The sequence below is a fragment of the Janthinobacterium agaricidamnosum genome, assembly GCF_003667705.1.
Taxonomy (GTDB): domain Bacteria; phylum Pseudomonadota; class Gammaproteobacteria; order Burkholderiales; family Burkholderiaceae_D; genus Janthinobacterium.
Genome location: NZ_CP033019.1, coordinates 466,839 through 481,832, shown reverse-complemented (window position 1 = coordinate 481,832; position 14,994 = coordinate 466,839). Strand labels below are relative to the sequence as shown.

The 14,994-nt window shown below is 62.8% G+C and carries 14 protein-coding genes; 2 read left to right on the top strand and 12 right to left on the bottom strand.

From position 1 onward, the window contains the following. Positions 1-35: 35 nt before the first annotated feature. The 7 genes from D9M09_RS02265 to D9M09_RS02240 all read right to left on the bottom strand — a co-directional run bounded on the left by D9M09_RS02265 (position 36) and on the right by D9M09_RS02240 (position 6,104). Positions 36-896 carry a cytochrome c oxidase subunit 3 gene (locus D9M09_RS02265; RefSeq protein WP_070222559.1) on the bottom strand — a complete coding sequence of 287 codons (861 nt, stop codon included), beginning with the start codon at positions 894-896 and terminating at the stop codon, positions 36-38. Between the two features lie 40 nt (positions 897-936). Further along, the gene (locus tag D9M09_RS02260; RefSeq protein WP_034749002.1) at positions 937-1,143 is read right to left on the bottom strand and encodes a DUF2970 domain-containing protein; all 207 of its coding nucleotides are present in this window, start codon (positions 1,141-1,143) and stop codon (positions 937-939) included. Between the two features lie 9 nt (positions 1,144-1,152). After that, a complete protein-coding gene (locus D9M09_RS02255) occupies positions 1,153-1,725 on the bottom strand; it encodes a cytochrome c oxidase assembly protein (protein ID WP_071650232.1) in 573 nt (190 codons plus the stop codon). Position 1,726: 1 nt separating this feature from the next. Continuing rightward, the gene (locus D9M09_RS29545; RefSeq protein ID WP_217494223.1) at positions 1,727-1,843 is read right to left on the bottom strand and encodes a cytochrome oxidase small assembly protein; all 117 of its coding nucleotides are present in this window, start codon (positions 1,841-1,843) and stop codon (positions 1,727-1,729) included. A 51-nt stretch (positions 1,844-1,894) separates the two neighbouring features. Continuing rightward, on the bottom strand, positions 1,895-3,493 hold the full coding sequence (ctaD, locus tag D9M09_RS02250; RefSeq protein WP_034749009.1) for a cytochrome c oxidase subunit I: 1,599 nt from the start codon (positions 3,491-3,493) through the stop codon (positions 1,895-1,897). Between the two features lie 13 nt (positions 3,494-3,506). After that, positions 3,507-4,715: a cytochrome c oxidase subunit II gene (coxB, locus tag D9M09_RS02245; RefSeq protein ID WP_070222560.1), complete on the bottom strand. Its 1,209-nt coding sequence runs from the start codon at positions 4,713-4,715 to the stop codon at positions 3,507-3,509. A 465-nt stretch (positions 4,716-5,180) separates the two neighbouring features. Beyond that, on the bottom strand, positions 5,181-6,104 hold the full coding sequence (locus D9M09_RS02240; RefSeq protein WP_240453531.1) for a methyltransferase domain-containing protein: 924 nt from the start codon (positions 6,102-6,104) through the stop codon (positions 5,181-5,183). A gap of 57 nt (positions 6,105-6,161) precedes the next feature. On the opposite strand from D9M09_RS02240, the gene D9M09_RS02235 reads away from it, so the two are divergent. After that, positions 6,162-6,929 carry a ComF family protein gene (locus tag D9M09_RS02235; RefSeq protein WP_121668483.1) on the top strand — a complete coding sequence of 256 codons (768 nt, stop codon included), beginning with the start codon at positions 6,162-6,164 and terminating at the stop codon, positions 6,927-6,929. A 39-nt stretch (positions 6,930-6,968) separates the two neighbouring features. Next, positions 6,969-7,439, top strand: a complete 471-nt coding sequence (gene trmL / locus D9M09_RS02230; RefSeq protein ID WP_070222564.1) for a tRNA (uridine(34)/cytosine(34)/5-carboxymethylaminomethyluridine(34)-2'-O)-methyltransferase TrmL — start codon at positions 6,969-6,971, stop codon at positions 7,437-7,439. A gap of 15 nt (positions 7,440-7,454) precedes the next feature. On the opposite strand, the gene D9M09_RS02225 is transcribed toward trmL, so the two are convergent. From D9M09_RS02225 to D9M09_RS02200, 5 genes are all read right to left on the bottom strand, one after another. Next, a complete protein-coding gene (locus D9M09_RS02225) occupies positions 7,455-8,414 on the bottom strand; it encodes an IS110 family transposase (protein ID WP_121668350.1) in 960 nt (319 codons plus the stop codon). A gap of 350 nt (positions 8,415-8,764) precedes the next feature. Next, a complete protein-coding gene (locus tag D9M09_RS02220) occupies positions 8,765-9,511 on the bottom strand; it encodes a hypothetical protein (RefSeq protein WP_070290099.1) in 747 nt (248 codons plus the stop codon). 17 nt (positions 9,512-9,528) lie between these two features. Beyond that, on the bottom strand, positions 9,529-10,761 hold the full coding sequence (locus D9M09_RS02215; RefSeq protein ID WP_162995546.1) for a hypothetical protein: 1,233 nt from the start codon (positions 10,759-10,761) through the stop codon (positions 9,529-9,531). A gap of 33 nt (positions 10,762-10,794) precedes the next feature. Continuing rightward, positions 10,795-14,493, bottom strand: coding sequence for a tubulin-like doman-containing protein (locus D9M09_RS02205; RefSeq protein ID WP_121668480.1), 3,699 nt, complete (start codon positions 14,491-14,493; stop codon positions 10,795-10,797). A 36-nt stretch (positions 14,494-14,529) separates the two neighbouring features. Further along, positions 14,530-14,967 (bottom strand): hypothetical protein, encoded by a 438-nt coding sequence (locus tag D9M09_RS02200; protein ID WP_121668479.1) that lies wholly within the window; start codon positions 14,965-14,967, stop codon positions 14,530-14,532. Positions 14,968-14,994: the final 27 nt, after the last annotated feature.

The following is a 14,994-nucleotide window of genomic DNA, read 5'->3' as shown; positions in this document are numbered from 1 at the left end:
GCGCGCCCCTCAACAACGCGCGCCCTGCCCCGCCATTATAACCAATACACGACCACGTACAGGCCCAGCCAGACGACGTCGACAAAGTGCCAGTACCAGGCGGCGCCTTCGAAGCCGAAGTGGTGCTCGGGCGTGAAGTGGCCTTTCAGCACGCGGTACAGGATGACGGACAGCATGATGGCGCCCAGGGTCACATGGAAGCCGTGGAAGCCCGTCAGCATGAAGAAGGTGGCGCCGTAGATGCCGGACGTCAATTTCAAGTTCAGTTCGCTGTAGGCGTGCATGTATTCGTAGACCTGGAAGCCCATGAAAATGGCGCCCAGCACGATGGTGGCGAACAGGAACAGGGCCGTCATGGCGCGGTGGCCGGCGCGCAGCGCGTGGTGGGAAATCGTCAGGGTGACACCCGACGTCAGCAGCAGGGCCGTATTGATGGTCGGAATCCAGAACGGCGTCATGGTGGTGAATTCCTGCACCGTGCCGGCCGGGCCCGTATTGCCCCAGTGGGCGGCGAAATCGGGCCAGATCACCTTGTGGTCGAGGTCGGCCAGCCATGGCATCGAGATGCTGCGCGCGTAGAACAGGGCGCCGAAGAAGGCGGCGAAGAACATGACTTCCGAAAAGATGAACCAGCTCATGCTCCAGCGGAAGGAGTGATCGATGCGCTCGCTGTACAGGCCCTGTTCCGATTCGCTGATGGCGTCGCCGAACCAGAAATACAGCACCAGCAGGATGCCGGCGATGCCCAGGTAATTCACGTACGGGCCCCAGGAGACGTCGTTGACCCAGGCCGAGGCGCCGATCATGGTCAGCAGCAGGCTGGCGCCGCCCAGCATGGGCCAGCGCGACGGGCCGGGCACGAAATAATAAGGTACGGCGGCGTGGTTGGAACTCATCATCATCTCCTCAAAAACTTATAGGGTGGTTTTTTATAATTTATAAAACGACGAATTTAACAATTGAAATCAGGATGCCGATCAGGCAAGCCACCACCAGGAAACCGGCGATGACGATGTGCACGGGATTGAGCTTGGCCGAATCCGTGTCGAAATCGCTCTTGCGGCGCAGTCCCGTGAACGACCAGACGACGGCCCGCAGCGAATACAGGAACGACGCTTTTTCCGGCTGCTTGGATTCGCCCATGACACTCTCCTATTGGACGGCCGGCGTCTGAGCCTGGCTCAGACCGGCAATCTCGAAAAACGTGTACGACAGGGTGATGGTCTTCACCTCTTTCGGCAGGGCCGGATCGAGGAAGAACACCACCGGCATCTGCCGCGCTTCGTGGGCCTTCAAGGTCTGCTGCTTGAAGCAGAAGCACTCGACCTTCTTGAAATGCGGCGTGGCGCTCTGCGGCGCGTAGCTGGGAATCGCTTGCGCGTTGACGACGCGGTTTTGCGTGTTGACCACTTCATACAGGACGGTCACCAGCTCGCCCGGATGCACCTGCATGCTCGAGACGGTCGGGCGGAAGCGCCATGGGCCCTGCGCATTGCCGTCGAACTCGACGGTGATGCTGCGCGTCGTATCGACCTGCGTATTGTTGTCGTAGGCCACCGTGCCATCTTTTTGCGTCAGCACGTTAATGCCCATCACTTCGCAAATCTGCTTGTAGACGGGAATCAGGGCATAGCCAAAGCCGAACATCAGCACGGCAATGACGAGCAGCTTGCCCAGCATCTTGCGGTTCAGGCCGCGTGTTTCCTGTTGGTGGGGCGTCGTCACGTCAGAGCCACATGCGCTTGACGAACACGGACAGGAAGAAGAAGGCCGCCAGGGCGGCCAAGATCAGCCCGGTACGCAGGTTGTTCGGTTTCTTGCGCTCAGTTTTCACTTCGGTCATGGCAGGCACTTTATTCAAGACGGGCCGCGCAACACGCCGGCCCGCGATACCTTATTTCACGGTCGGCGGCGTTTCAAACGTGTGGAACGGCGCCGGGCTCGGCACGGTCCATTCCAGGCCTTCCGCGCCTTCCCATGGTTTCGCCGGCGCAGCCTTGCCGCCGCGGATGGTCGGCAAGACGACGAAGAACAGGAAGTACACCTGCATCAGGCCGAAACCGAAGCCGCCGATCGAGGCGATCATATTAAAGTCCGTGAACTGCGCCGGATAGTCGGCGTAGCGGCGCGGCATGCCGGCCAGACCCAGGAAGTGCATCGGGAAGAAGGTCACGTTGAACGTGATCAGGGACAGCCAGAAGTGGATCTTGCCGCGCGTCTCGTTGTACATATGGCCCGTCCATTTCGGCGACCAGTAGTAGAAACCGGCGAACAGGGCGAACAGCGAACCGGCCACCAGCACGTAGTGGAAGTGCGCCACCACATAATAGGTATCCTGCAGCTGGATGTCGATCGGCGTGACGGCCAGGATCAGGCCCGTGAAGCCGCCCATGGTAAACACGAAGATGAAGCCCACCGAGAACAGCATCGGCGTTTCGAACGTCATCGAGCCCTTCCACATGGTGGCGATCCAGTTGAACACTTTCACGCCCGTGGGCACGGCGATCAGCATGGTCGCGTACATGAAGAACAGCTGGCTCGTCACCGGCATGCCGGTGGTAAACATGTGGTGCGCCCAGACGATGAAGGACAGAATCGCGATGGAAGCGGTAGCGTAGACCATCGAGGCATAGCCGAACAGGGGCTTGCGGGCAAACGCGGGCAGAATCTGCGAGACGATGCCGAAGGCCGGCAGAATCATGATGTAGACCTCGGGATGGCCGAAGAACCAGAAGATGTGCTGGTACATGACGGGGTCGCCGCCGCCTGCCGCATTAAAGAACGAGGTGCCGAAATGGCGGTCCGTCAGGGTCATGGTGATGGCGCCGGCCAGCACGGGCATGACGGCGATCAACAGATACGCGGTAATGAGCCAGGTCCAGCAGAACATCGGCATTTTCATCAGGGTCATGCCGGGGGCGCGCATGTTCAGGATGGTGACGATGATGTTGATCGAACCCATGATGGACGAGGCGCCCATCAGATGCATGGCAAAAATCGCCATGTCCATGCCGGGGCCCATCTGCGTCGACAGCGGCGCATACAGGGTCCAGCCGGCAGCCGTGGCGCCGCCCGGTACGAGGAATGACGTGGCCAGCAGCAGCGCGGCCGGCGGCAGCAGCCAGAACGAGAAATTGTTCATGCGGGCAAACGCCATGTCGGACGCGCCCACTTGCAGCGGGATCATCCAGTTGGCGTAGCCGACGAAGGCCGGCATGATGGCGCCAAACACCATCACCAGGCCGTGCATGGTGGTCAGTTGATTAAAAAATTCCGGGTGAAAGAATTGCAAGCCTGGATGAAACAGTTCCGTACGGATCATCAGGGCCAGCACGCCGCCCGACAGCAGCATGATGAACGAAAACCACAGGTACAACGTACCGATATCCTTGTGGTTGGTGGCAAACAGCCAGCGGCGGTAGCCGGTCGGGTGGTCGTGGGCATGGTCGTGATCGTGACCGGCGTGGTCCAAGGTGCTCGTGCTCGTACTCATATGCGGCTCCTAATTACTTGCGTGCAGCCACGACTTCGGCTGGTTGAACGATGTTCTCTGCGGCCTTGTTCGACCAGGAATTGCGCGTGTAAGTGATCACTGCGGCAATTTCCGTGTCGGACAGCTGTTTCCATGCCGGCATTTCGGCGGGATACTTGCCGCTCTTTTGCCCGTTCAGCAAGACGTGGATCTGATCAGCTTTCGGGCCGTTCACCACGGCCGAGCCGTCCAGCGGCGCAAATGCCCCCGGTACGCCCTTGCCGGTCGCCTGGTGGCAGACCACGCAGTTGGCCGTATACACTTTCTCGCCCTTGACCTTCAATTCGTCGATGGTCCACACCTTGCTTGGATCATCAGCCAATGCGGCCATTTCCTTTTGTTTTACATCAACCCAGGCCTTGTAGTCGTCGGCGGAGACGACCTTGACGACGATGGGCATGAACGCATGTTCCTTGCCGCACAGCTCGGCGCAATTGCCGCGGAAGGTGCCGATATGGTCGGCCTTGAACCAGGTGTCGCGTACGAAGCCGGGAATCGCATCCTGCTTGACGCCAAAGGCGGGCACGGACCAAGCGTGGATGACGTCGTTGGCCGTCAGTACCACGCGGATCTTCTTGTTGACCGGCACGACGACTTCGTTGTCGACTTCGATCAGGTAGTTTTCACCCCGTTTTTCCGTCGGCGGCGCGCCTGGCGCACCCACTTGCGAGCGCGGCGTGGCCAGGTTGGAGAGGAAGGAAATGCCTTCGCCCTCGCCTTTCAGGTAGTCATAGCCCCATTTCCACTGCATGCCGGTGGCCTTGATGGTGATGTCGGCGTTCGAGGTGTCCTTCATGCCGACCACGGTGCGCGTGGCAGGCAGGGCCATGCCGATGACGATCAGGAAAGGCACGACGGTCCAGGCGATCTCGACGGTGGTGCTTTCGTGGAAAGTGGCCGGCTTGTGGCCCAGGGACTTGCGGTGCTTGAAGATGGAATAGAACATGACGCCGAACACGGCCACGAAGATCACCAGGCAGATGATCATCATCAGGGTGTGCAAATCGTAGATTTCATGGGCGATCTGTGTCGCCGGCGGTTGCAGATTCATTTCGAACGGCACGGGACCGCCGGTGCCGGGATAGGTGCTGGCAGCCGGTGCCGCCGTGGCCCATCGCCCGATGCCAAACGCTGTCAAAGACAGCCCGAGCAGCAACGATTGAAGTCGCTTTGCATGTGTCATGTTTTCCCCAACCACCCAAAAATAATGATATTTTAAACGGCTGCGGATTTCTCCGTACTGGACCGCTGCCGCTCCTCCATGAAAGCAACACGGCCGGAATGCGGCCATGTGCGTCAAGCACCAGCGAATTCCATGCTGGCTGCCGCAGCAAAAAACGGCGGCGCGCAACCATGCTGGAACCCTGTTTTTCTTCCCCACATCGAAATGGCCTCGTGTGGAAGATGGTTACTATACTAATGCAGTAACTTCGAATAAGTCTCGCTTTGTTTTTTTTATTTTGTATGCAGCCCTTGTTTTTTTCAATTAGCAAGCTGACAAACAATCAACGATTATAATCAAGTAAACTTGAATCCATCAAGCAATAATCGGCTTTGTGCGCGCCCTTCTCCCGGCCGCCGCGCGCTTTGCAACGCCAAGTTGCCACATCGCGCGCGAATGCGACCAAGTGTCGGTTTCTTTGCCCTTTTATTTGGGCTTGCGCGGCAGATCGAAGCGGATGATCGCTTCGCCATTGCGCGTCACGCGCGGCGCGGGACGGAAGGCATGGCCATAGATCACTTCGAAACTCAGACCCAGCTTGCCGTCGGGACGGCGCGTCTTTTCCAGCGCGGCCAGCATGCGCTGCCAGGCCGCCTTGCCCATCAGGCCGCGCCGGCGCGTGGTGAGCGGGTTGCCGCCAAAGGCGCGCATGTCCGCCAGCAGTTTTTCCGCCGTATCGTAGGTGACGGTGATGATCTCCATGTCCAGCACGGGCGTGGAAAAGCCCGTCTCGACGAGCATGTCGCCAAAATCGTGCATGTCGACGAAGGGCAAGGCGTGCGGATATAAATCCGCCTCGGCAAAGGCGTCGCGCACTTCGCGGAAGGTATCGGGGCCGAAGCAGGAAAACATCAGCAAGCCATCGAGGCGCAGCGCGCGCCGCCATTCGGCAAACACGCGGTCGGGCTGGGCATGCCAGTGCAGCGCCAGATTCGACCACACGAGGTCGATGCTGCCCTGCGCCAGCGGCAGGTCGCCCAGGTCGCCGCACAACAAATCCACGCCTGTCTTGGCCGGCAGCAACTTGCTGAGGAACTGGTTCAGGCTGGCCAGTTTCGACGCAGGCGCGCGCGCCGCCTGCATCATCGCTTGCGCTGCATCGAGACCGATAATCTGCGCAGCGGGATAATCCTTGTGCAACTGCGCCAGGTCCGCGCCGGGGCCGCAACCGGCGTCAAGCACGCGATGCGGCGTGATTTTCACCAGCTCCAGGCGCTCGTGCATGCGTGCCGACACTTCGCGGCGCAGGAAGTCCGACGGCGCGACGCGCGCCGGACGGGAAAAGAAATCGCGTACTTGCACCGCATCGATGGGCGCACTCATTTTGGGCGGACTGGTGGGAACTGGCATGTTGAATCGGGTGAGGTGAGATAATGTCGGCAGTGTACATGGAACGACGCCATCGCGATGCGGACCGCCACCCGGCAACAATTTGATGCCGCCTGGCGGGCGTTGCGACTGTGGCTGGGCGCCACCGTGCTGCCGGCCCAGTGCGCGCTGTGCGGCATCGGCGGCCCGCAAGTGCTGTGCCCGCCTTGCCGCGCGCAGTACCTGGGGCAAGGACGCGGGCAACTGCGCCACCGCTGCCGCCAGTGCGCCAATCCGCTCGCTGACATTGAGGTGGCTCAACTCTGCGGGCGCTGTTTGCGCCAGCGGCCCGCATATGACGCCACCGTCACGGCGTTTGACTATGCGGCGCCCGTCGACCAGTTGCTGCTGCAGCTGAAATTCGGCGCGCGACTGGCGTTGGCGCCCCTGTTCGCAGAACTGCTGCATGTTGCCATTCAGCAACAGCAGGAATGGCAAGCGCCACAACTGCTGTGTCCAGTGCCCTTGGGCCCGGCCCGGCTGGCCGAGCGGGGGTTTAACCAAGCGCTGGAAATCGCGCGCCCGCTGGCGCGCCTGCTGGACGTGCCTTTACAGCCCCGCCTGGCGCTGCGCGTGCGCGAGACGCGGGCGCAAAGCGGCGTTGCGCCGCAGGAACGGCAAGCCAACCTGGCGCACGCGTTCGCCATCGCGCCGGACCATGCGGCGTTATTGCCAGGATGCCATGTCGGCATCGTCGACGACGTGATGAGCAGCGGCCATACCGTCAACGCCCTGGCGGCCGCCTGCAAGCGCGCGGGGTCGGCCAGGGTCAGCATATTGGTGGTGGCGCGCACGCCGCCGCATTAAATTCGCTGTATATATGAGAGATAGACCAAGGAGAGCATTTTGTTTCACGTTGTTTTGGTAGAACCTGAAATCCCGCCCAATACGGGCAACGTCATCCGCCTGTGCGCGAACACGGGCGCGCAGCTGCATCTGGTCGAACCGCTGGGCTTTCCCCTCGACGATGCCAAGATGAAGCGCGCCGGCCTCGATTACCACGATTACGCGAAGATGAAGGTGCACAAGAATTGGGCAGCCTTCCTGGCCGATACCCAGCCCGACCCCGCCCGCATGTTCGCCATGACGACGCGCGGCTCGCGCCCGTTCGGCGACGTGGCCTTCCTGCCGGGCGACGTGTTCGTGTTCGGCTCGGAAACGAAAGGCCTCGATCCAGCCCTGCGCGACGGTTTCCCGGCAGAGCAACGCATCCGCCTGCCCATGCGCCCGGACAACCGCAGTTTGAATTTATCGAATACGGTGGCCGTCGTTGTCTACGAGGCCTGGCGCCAGCATGGATACGCCGGCGGCGCGTAGATACTGTTATCCCCGTCAAGCGGCGTGCAAGGCCGGATCAAATATTTTTCCCGACCTGAGCACGCCGAATGCCACGTGCACCAGCTTGCGCATCATGGCGCCGATGATCAGCTTGGGCGCTTTGCCGGCGTCACGCAGACGCTGACCGAAGCGCTTGCCCCAAGGCGTCTTATGCACTGCCACCATGGCCGGCATGTACAGTGCCTTGCGCAGGAAACTGTGGCCGACCTTCGACATGCGTGGCTTGCCACGCACGCTGGAACCTGACTCGTGCTGGCGCGGATCGAGGCCCGCAAACGCCACCGCCTGCTTGGCGCTGTCGAAGCGCTCAGGATTGGCGTAGTAGGACAGCAGCACGGGAATCGTGCGCTCGCCCAGGCCAGGGATGCTATCGAGCAATTCGCGCTTGCCGCGTAAATCCGGGTCGTCATCGATATGACGGCGGATCGCCAGGATCAGCGCCTTGATCTCGGCGTCGAGCCAGGCAATATGATCCTCGATACCCTGGCGTACCGCCGCGCGCGCCACTTCAAGCCGGTTGCTTTCCTGCTGGCGCATCGCTTGCAAGGCATCGAGGCGCAGCACCAGCGCGCGCAGCGATTGCTCGGCCGGCGATGGCGCCTGCCAGGGCTCTGGCTGGCGTTCATGGGCGAAGTCGGCGATCAGCTGTGCGTCGACCTTGTCGGTCTTGGTGCGCACCAGGCGTGAAGCGCTGAAGGCCTTGATCTGGGCTGGATTGATGACACTGACCACCATGCCAAGTCCAGCGAGATATTCGGCAACCCCTTCCCAATACGTGCCCGTCGCTTCCATGCACACCCTGGGGCTGCCGGCAGCATGCTTCAGCAGCCATGCGTGGAGCGCGGTGAATCCTTGGTGGTTGTTCTCGACAACCTTGTTACGATGCTTGCCGTTGGGCAGGCGCAGCGCGCAGTCGAGCTTGGCCTTGGCAACGTCGATTCCTAAATTAAACATGCTGTGGTCCTCTTGCGATCTACCTTGCAAATGCGGGCTAACCGGCATGCCGGTGCCAAAGATACTGTCCGATCTTGACATGGAGGATGGGTAACTGGTGCGAGATCTACGGAGCTGGCTCGGGGCCTAAGGGCGGATACGGCATCCAGTTACCCGGTCTTGATATGCCTATCAAGATTTTGACAGCGGTCGATACCGTTCGCAATACCACGAACGGCATGAGGGGAATAATACAAGGTCGGATTAGGCCCAAGGGGCCGTAATCCGACAACATTGTTGGCGTTAGTGGTGTTGTCGGATTACGCGGGGCTTTACCCCGCTAATCCGACCTACGCATTTGCATACGGCGATCAGCGCAGCGCCAGCTGCGCCGCGCCGCTATTGTCGTCCAGCATCACCAGCTGCGTGCGCAGGTCGCGCGTGGCGGCCAGCTTGCCGTTGACATATAAATTCGTCTTGACGCCATACACACCCTGCGACACGCCGGCCGGCAAGGTCAGCTCGAACGAGTTTTCAAAGCGCCCGCCCGATTTGTTGTTGCTGGCCAGGGCTTTCGAGCCGGACTTGAACGGCTGGCCTTGCGGGTCGAGCACCACCAGCTCTTCGCGCACGTCGTTGACGCTTTGCGCGCTGCCGTTGACCAGTTCCACCACGGAGTTGACCTTGAACGGCTGGCCGCGCTTGACGGTCGACGCGCTCAGCTGCGGCGTGTACGACACCACTTGCGGCTCGCGCGGCAAGGCGCCGCGCGTACGGATGTAGTCGCGGTCCGCCTGCGCCGCCGTCTTGGTCTGGCGCGAATTGACATTGATGGCCAGGCAACCGGCCGCCGCCAGGCCGCCGCCGATGGCCGCGCCCTTCAGCGCGCCATTCTTGCCGCCCGCCAGCGCCCCCAGCAGCGCGCCCACGGCCGCACCGGCCGCCGCCGATGTGCCCACGCTGCACGGATCCTCATCCGTGGCCGCCTGGGCGCCGCCTTGCGGATAGGAACTGTCCTGGCGCACGCCGTTCGGGCTCATAGTCGCCGTGGCGCAGCCGGTCAGCATGGCCGCGATGGTCAGCGCAGCGACGGCGCGCAAGGTGGTGTGATTCAGCATGGTGACTCCCCAGATGGCTAATTGATCGTTGTTTCCGTCTGCAGCACTTGCCGTTCGCGCTCGCGGATGCGGCGCGACAGGTTGTCGATGCGCGCATTGCCCGGATCGACGCGGCGCGCGCTTTCCAGATAGGTCTTGGCCGCATCGAACTTGCCTTCCAGCAAAGAACGCTCGGCATCGCGCAGGAACGATTGCGCCATCTCGTTGCGCATGGCCGCGCCGCTATCGACGGGCGACGTTTCCAGCGTACGGCGTTCGGTCACCACTGGACGTTCGACCGCGCGCGCGGGCGCCGGTTCCTGCTGTGCCGGCATTGCTGCCTGCGCCGGGGCCGGTGACGGGGCAGAAACGGGCGCCGCCATCGACAGCGCCTGCACGTCGGCCTTCAGCTGCGGCAATTCCACCGCTTCGCGGTCGATCGCTTCCAGCCTGGCGATGCCATTGCGGGCCGCCGTCGCATCCTTGCCATCGAGCGCCTGGCGCACGCCGACCAGCACGGACGCGGCTGCCGCCTGCTGGCGCGCCAGCTGCTTGCGCAAGGAATCCACGCTGGCAGCGCCCGCGCAATCGATGTCGAGCCCGGCAATGCCCCTGGCGGCGCTTTGCAATTGATGGCCGTCAATATTGCGCTCGATGGCGCGCACGCCGCGCTGACAGCCGCTCGAGCCAGAGCCCGCCTTGCCGATCGCCGCCTGCAGATCGTCGGCCTTGGCGCTCGACTTGCCCGTACACACATTTTTCGCCGTCGCCAGCTTCTGGCGGGCGCCGTCCAGGCTGCCATTCGCCACCAGCTTCAAGCCACTGTCGATGGCGTCATTGCAGGCCGATTCACTCTTGCCGCCCGGCTTGCCATTCATGTAGACGATGACGGCCGCCAGCACGACGGCGCCGCCCAGCCAGCGCAGCCACTTGCGCGGCGGCGGCGGGACTGTCGGTGCAGGCGCCGATAGCGGCACCGGCACGGGCTTCGGCGCGGCCTGCGGCGGCACCGGGACCGGAGCCGGAGCCGGAGCCGGCTTGGGCGGCGCTTTCGGCGCAGGCGCCGGTGCCACCGGCTGAGGCGGCGGCTTGGGCGCCACAGGCGGCGATACTGGCACAGGCGGCACAGGCGCTGTTACAGGCGCTTGCACGGGCAGCGGCGGCGGCACGGCCGCGGCTGGCTGGACTGCGCCAGCCTGCGCCTGCCCGCAGTACGGGCAATGGCTGACAACGGTCCACAGGCCCGTCTTGCATTTGTTGCAGATATCCAAAACTAATCCTTCATTCCAACGTCATTCCAGCGTTCACAGAGGCGGCGGCATCAACGGTGGTGGCGCACTGAGGAACAAGGGCGCCAGCTCGGGGAACTGGGCCAGCTCGGCCCAGGCCGGCAAACCGGCGCGCCACACCTTGGTGGTGGCTGGCACGACCTGCCCCCCCTGCACGTACTGCACGATCTGCTGGGCCGTGAACGGTCCCTGCTGCTGGCCGTTTATGCCCAGGAAATACTGGTATTCCACCAGCGGCGGCGGCATGCCGCCCAGCGGTGGCGGCACCATGCCGAAGGCCGGCGCCACGCCAGCGGCCGGCGCGCTGGCCGGGCGCAGCAATTGCTCCAGGCGTCCCGCTTCCAGCATTTCTCCCTTGATCGCATATTTCAACCGGGGCTGGCCGTCCGCTTCCGGCTCGCGCACTTCCCATTCGTAAGCGTCGCCGTCGGAGTCGCCGATCACGTTCGCCCATTCCTTCAGGCGCCCCAGCAAGGCTTGCACCGTGCGGTCGAGCTCATCGCTGGCCATGCCCTTGCGGCGCGCCGATTCGCGCAGGCGCGCGCCCAGCTCGGCGGAAATGGCGCTGCCAAAGCCGACGTACGGCAGCTGCGAGCCATCGGCCTGCGCCACCAGCTTGGGCGCATACACCGTGCGTTCATAGTATTTTGCCAGCGCCGCCATGGCCGCCGTCTGCACGGCGTCAAGCGCCGTCAATTTTTCCTCGATGCGCAGGGCGATATTTTTCTCGTACGAGGCGGGCATGCCGTTCTGGCGGATGGCCCGTTCGTTGCCGATGCGGCGCAGGTCGCCCGGTTCGACGGCGAACTGGTACTGGCCCGGCGGCACGACTCTGCCCGTGTGCCGCGTCAGCACGCCCAGCATGATCGCTTGCAGGAACTCGCCGAAATCCTCGGCCAGGCGTTTCATTTCATCGGTATTGGGCGCGATCGGGTGCGTAAATTGCGTTGGATCAATATGCGTGTGGGTCGGCGCCTTGTCGTTGTCGCCTTCCTTGCGGTAGCTGGTGCGCCAGCCTTCCAGGCCGCGCAGCACCGTCATCGGCACGCCGGCCAGCTCGCAATAGCAGACGGCGCGCCCGCGGATGCCCGTCTCGACGATTTCCAGCTGGCTCACCGTGATGCCCACCTGGGTCGGCACGCACGATTCGAGCTCGGCGCCGAACTTCGCCTTGAAGGCGGCCGCGTTGGCTACGCCGATCACGCACTTGAACTGGTCCGACACGACCGTGAAGTCGCCCGCCATGTTGGCGTCGATCCAGGGCATGGAGCAGGCCAGCAGCTTGCGGAAGCGGTCCAGGCGTTCGGATACATCCATCTGTTCCAGCGCCTCGAACAGGGGGTCGGGCGTGCTCGTCGCCCCTTCCGCCAGGCCCGCCGTGGCGATCATGTTCTCGGCCATGCGCGTGACCTTGGCCAGGATCAAACCGCGCTGCGCCGGTTCGCCCAGCATGGGGAACAGGGCTTTTGAGCCGCCCATGTCCTTGAACGCTTCATCGGCCCACTGGCGCAAGGTGGCCGCCGACGGCAGCGCGATGTCTTTTTCCGTGACGGGAATGACGATCAGGGTCGCATGTTCCTTGTCCAGGTCCTTTTGCAGGATGGTATTGGCCGTCTTGAGTTCCGCCAGCATGGCCAGCACGCCTTCGCGGCCCGTTTGCAGCTCGCCCACCAGGCCATTCCACTGTGCGCGGCCCTGCGCATCGACGCCGACCCGGTTGCCCAGCCAGCGCGACAGCTCGCCCAGCAGGATGACGGACTCGTCCGCCGCTTTGGCCCGCAGATGGAATTTCAGCGCATTCGCCATTTCCGTGCGCAAATGATCCATCACCACGCCCGCCTGCTTTTCGCCATTGCTGAGGAAACCGAAGGTGCTGCGCGTCTGTTCCAGGTTGTTCAGCAGGCGCTCGTATTCGCGCGAGCGCACGGCTTCCTTGATTTCACGGTAGCGCTCGGCATTCGCGCCGATCTGCGCCGTCAAGCCGCTGCCCGGCGCCTCGATGCGGTCCTTGATCTGTTCCACCAGCGACAGCACGTATTCCAGGCCGCCGAATTCTTTATTATCAAGATAGCCATACAACTGGTCGCGCACGACTTTCTTGACGTCGTCGAGCACTTCGCGGCGGCGCTTGCTGATGCGGTCTTCCGTCGTGTCGGCCGTGGAATCCTGGTCGCGCACGGCGTCGCGTTCCAGGTGCTTCATGGCGTCGCGCACCTGGGCCGGCCATTCGCTGCGGTCGAAGCCCGTGCGGATATCGTTAATGCGCGTATTGACCCGGTTTTCCACGCCGGCCAGCAAGTGGCCGTGGCGGTCTTCCAGCAATTCGTCGACGACGCGGAAATCGATGAAGTCGCCGCTGGAGCGCTTCAGTTCGATGCTTTTGTCCGAAAACTCGGGGAAATCGCTGAAGGGCGTGCCCTTCAGGAACATATTTGCAGCAAGAAAATTATCGCGCTGCGTATCCGTGGCGCGGTTGGCGCCCGCGTCCGTGCCGCCCACGCCAAAGAACGCTTGCAGCATGGCGCCGGCCCAGCGGTGGGCCCGCTCGTCGCGCGCCGCTTCCTGGCGCGTATCGAGCACGGCCATGCCGAACGAGGAAAAGCGCTTCGAGAAATACAAACGCATGTCGCCGAAGCGGTCTTGCGGCACGGGCGCGTTGTACAGCGAATTCTTGTGCTGCGCCTGGTTGACGGCGATCGAACGCTTGGCGCGGGCGAAGTCGGCCGAGGCAAAATCCTCGAACAGCGAGTCGGCCACCATGTGGTAGACGTCGCTGACATCCTTGGTGTGCTGTTGGGCAAGATTACCCGAATCGATCAGGTACACCTCGCTGTACGGCTCGCGCGTCAGCTCCGGACGGTCATACGCGTCCCAGCGGCCCACATAACCCTTGTTGCCCATCATCGCCGATTCCAGCTCCATCAGCGCCGCATAGCCGTTGGCCTCGACCCGGTCCTTGTTGGCCTTGGTGTAGCCGGTCGGCAAGAACAGCATCAGCTCCACGTCGGCCGCGCCCACTTCGCTGCGCGCCAGCCAGCGCGCCAGCAAGCCCATGTCGAGGAAGGAACCGGAACCCGTGCCGCCCGCCACGGAACCGACGATGACGATGCGGAAACGGTTCGTTTCCATGCGCAAACCCAGTTCGGCCAGCTGGCGCTCGTGCGACAGGCCCGCCTTCAGGGCTTTCAGCTTAAAACGGATCTTGTCGCGGATCTTCGCGTATTTGTCGAAGAAATACAGGCGCGACACGGCGCGGATCTGCCCGGCGCCGCTGCTCATGTCGAAACGCAGCTCGCGGATGCGCTGCGGCGTCAGCGGCAACCATTCCTTGATGTGCGGATACTTTTCCAGGGAATCTTCATCACGGCTGTACTTGTCCATGTCGAACGATTCGACCACCTTGTCATCGTCCGTGAACTTCACCTGGTCGAACTGCAAGTCCTTCGCCTGCGACTCGCCGCTCTCGATCACGGCGCCATTGTCGAGGTCGAAATGGATGAATTGCGCGATGGGGAAGTCGGCCAGCCCCTCGATGCGCGTGCGGTTGCCCGCGCCGCCCCACAGGGTGTTGAGGATGCGCCGGCGCACGCGCATCAACACCTGCATGCCCGTGCCGCCGATGCCGATGAACAGGGTCGGGCGCAGTTCGATGATCTTGTCCTGCTTGCGCTCGCTGGCGCCGCCGGTGATGGTTTGGTTCAGGTTCTCTGCCATGGTGATTCCTTCGATGATGCGTGCAACGGCGTATTCTTAGCGGCGGCTGGAAGTAAAGGTCAACAGTAACGCGACCAGGCCCACCAGCACCAGCGGTCCCATGAACAGCGGCGCGAGGAATTTATGGGCATTCACGGCCGCCAGCACGACACCGGTCGCCAGGCTGGCCAGGAAGATGAACAGCCACCAGCCCGAGGCATTGGCCTTGTTCGGCGGCACGCGCTTGGCCACCAGGCCATTCGCATAGGCATTCTTGGCAAAGAAAAAGGCTACGAACAGCAGCAACAGCACGACGCCGCCGATCAGCGTGTCGCGCGACGAGGTGTCGGTCGTGGCGGCGGCGTCCAACGCGGGCGCAGCTTCGGTGGTGGCCGTGGTGGATGCTGGTGCGCCCGGCGCATCGGCGGCCGGCGGCGCGGATGCGGGGGCCGGCAGGGTAAAACCGCTGTTGTCTTTGGGAGTCTCTTGCGCCATGGTATGCCTCTGGTGGATTTGAATAGT